The organism is Aeromicrobium sp. (assembly GCF_049587115.1).
GTDB lineage: Bacteria > Actinomycetota > Actinomycetes > Propionibacteriales > Nocardioidaceae > Aeromicrobium.
On sequence record NZ_JBAVDI010000092.1, the window covers coordinates 1 to 2109 of the forward strand.

A 2109-nucleotide genomic window follows, 5' to 3' on the forward strand; every position below is an offset into this window, starting at 1 on the left:
GTGTCCTTCATGCGGGGCGCCGACGCGTCCGCGGGCACGATCAAGTCCGGTGGCGCGACCCGCCGTGCGGCCAAGATGGTCGTCCTCGACGTGGACCACCCCGACATCGTCGAGTTCGTCGAGACCAAGGCACGTGAAGAGGACAAGATCCGCGCGCTGCGTGACGCCGGCTTCGACATGGACCTGGGCGGCAAGGACATCGTGTCCGTGCAGTACCAGAACGCCAACAACTCGGTGCGCGTCAACGACGAGTTCATGCGTGCCGTCGAGGAGGGCACCGAGTTCGGTCTGAAGGCGCGTGGCGACGGTTCGGTCATCGAGACCGTCGACGCCCGCGAGCTCATGGGCAAGATCTCCAAGGCTGCCTGGGAGTGCGCCGACCCCGGCATCCAGTACGACGGCACGATCAACGACTGGCACACCTCGCCGGAGGCCGGCCGGATCACGGCGTCCAACCCGTGCTCGGAATACATGCACCTGGACAACTCCTCGTGCAACCTCGCGAGCCTCAACCTGCTGAAGTTCCTCAAGGACGACGGCTCGTTCGACACCGAGACGTTCGTCAAGGCGACCGAGTTCATCATCACTGCGATGGACATCAGCATCTGCTTCGCGGACTTCCCGACGCAGGCGATCGGCGAGACCACGCGGGCCTACCGTCAGCTCGGCATCGGCTTCGCCAACCTCGGCGCCCTGCTGATGGCGTCCGGCCTGGCGTACGACTCCGACGGCGGCCGCGCGCTGGCCGGCGCGATCACCTCGCTGATGACCGGCACCTCCTACCGCCGCTCGGCCGAGCTCGCCGGCGTGGTCGGACCGTATGACGGCTTCGCCCAGAACGCCTCGGCGCACGAGCGCGTCATGCGCAAGCACCAGGCCGCCAACGACGAGATCCGCACGCTGCACTCGATCGACATCGCGGTGCACCGTGAGGCCGCCAAGCAGTGGAAGCTCAACCTCGAGGTCGGGCAGAAGAACGGCTGGCGCAACAGCCAGGCGTCGGTGCTCGCGCCGACCGGCACGATCGGCTTCATGATGGACTGCGACACGACCGGCATCGAGCCGGACTTCTCGCTGGTCAAGTTCAAGAAGCTCGTCGGCGGCGGCTCGATGCAGATCGTCAACCAGACGATCCCCGCGGCGCTGAAGAAGCTCGGCTACGCCGGCGAGACGATCGAGGCGATCGTCGAGTTCATCGCCGACAACGGCCACGTCGTCGACGCGCCCGGTCTCAAGCCCGAGCACTACTCGATCTTCGACACCGCGATGGGGCAGCGCTCGATCGCCCCGATGGGCCACGTCAACATGATGGCCGCCTGCCAGCCGTTCCTGTCCGGCGCCATCTCCAAGACGGTCAACCTGCCGGAGTCGGCAACGGTCGAGGAGATCGAGGACGTCTACTTCCAGGGTTGGAAGCTCGGCCTCAAGGCGCTCGCGGTCTACCGCGACAACTGCAAGGTTGGCCAGCCGCTCTCGGACGGCAAGGGAGCCAAGGAGTCGGGCTCGACCAAGGTCGAGGTCAAGGAAGTCATCGTCGAGAAGCCGATCCGTCGTCGCCTGCCGAAGTCACGCCAGGCCATCACGACGTCGTTCTCCGTCGGTGGGGCCGAGGGCTACATGACCTCGGGTGCCCACGAGGACGGCTCGCTCGGCGAGATCTTCATGAAGCTCGGCAAGCAGGGCTCGACCCTGGCCGGAATGATGGACGCCTTCTCGATCGCGATCAGCATCTCGCTGCAGTACGGCGTGCCGCTGGAGACCTTCGTGCAGAAGTTCACCAACATGAAGTTCGAGCCGGCCGGTATGACCGACGACCCGGATGTCCGTATGAGCCAGTCGATCATGGACTACACGTTCCGTCGCCTGGCCCTGGACTACCTGGACTTCGACACCCGTTCGGCACTCGGCATCCACTCGGCCGACGAGCGCCAGCGTTACCTCGACACCGGCTCCCACCAGCCTGTCGACAACGCCGGCACCACCGCCGCCGAGCTCGTCGAGCCCAGCAGGCCCGTTGAGCCTGTCGAAACGGCCAAGCCCGTCGAGACGGCCAAGGTCGAAGCCCCCTCGGTCTCGAGCGACTCTCACGAGGCGGCCGCAGCCAAGCCC

Annotated in this window: 1 protein-coding gene; it reads left to right on the forward strand. The window is 66.2% G+C overall.

Going from position 1 to position 2109, the window contains the following annotated elements:
* Window positions 1-2109: vitamin B12-dependent ribonucleotide reductase (locus tag WB461_RS08960; RefSeq protein ID WP_423852389.1), on the forward strand; the 2109-nt coding region annotated here is incomplete at both ends.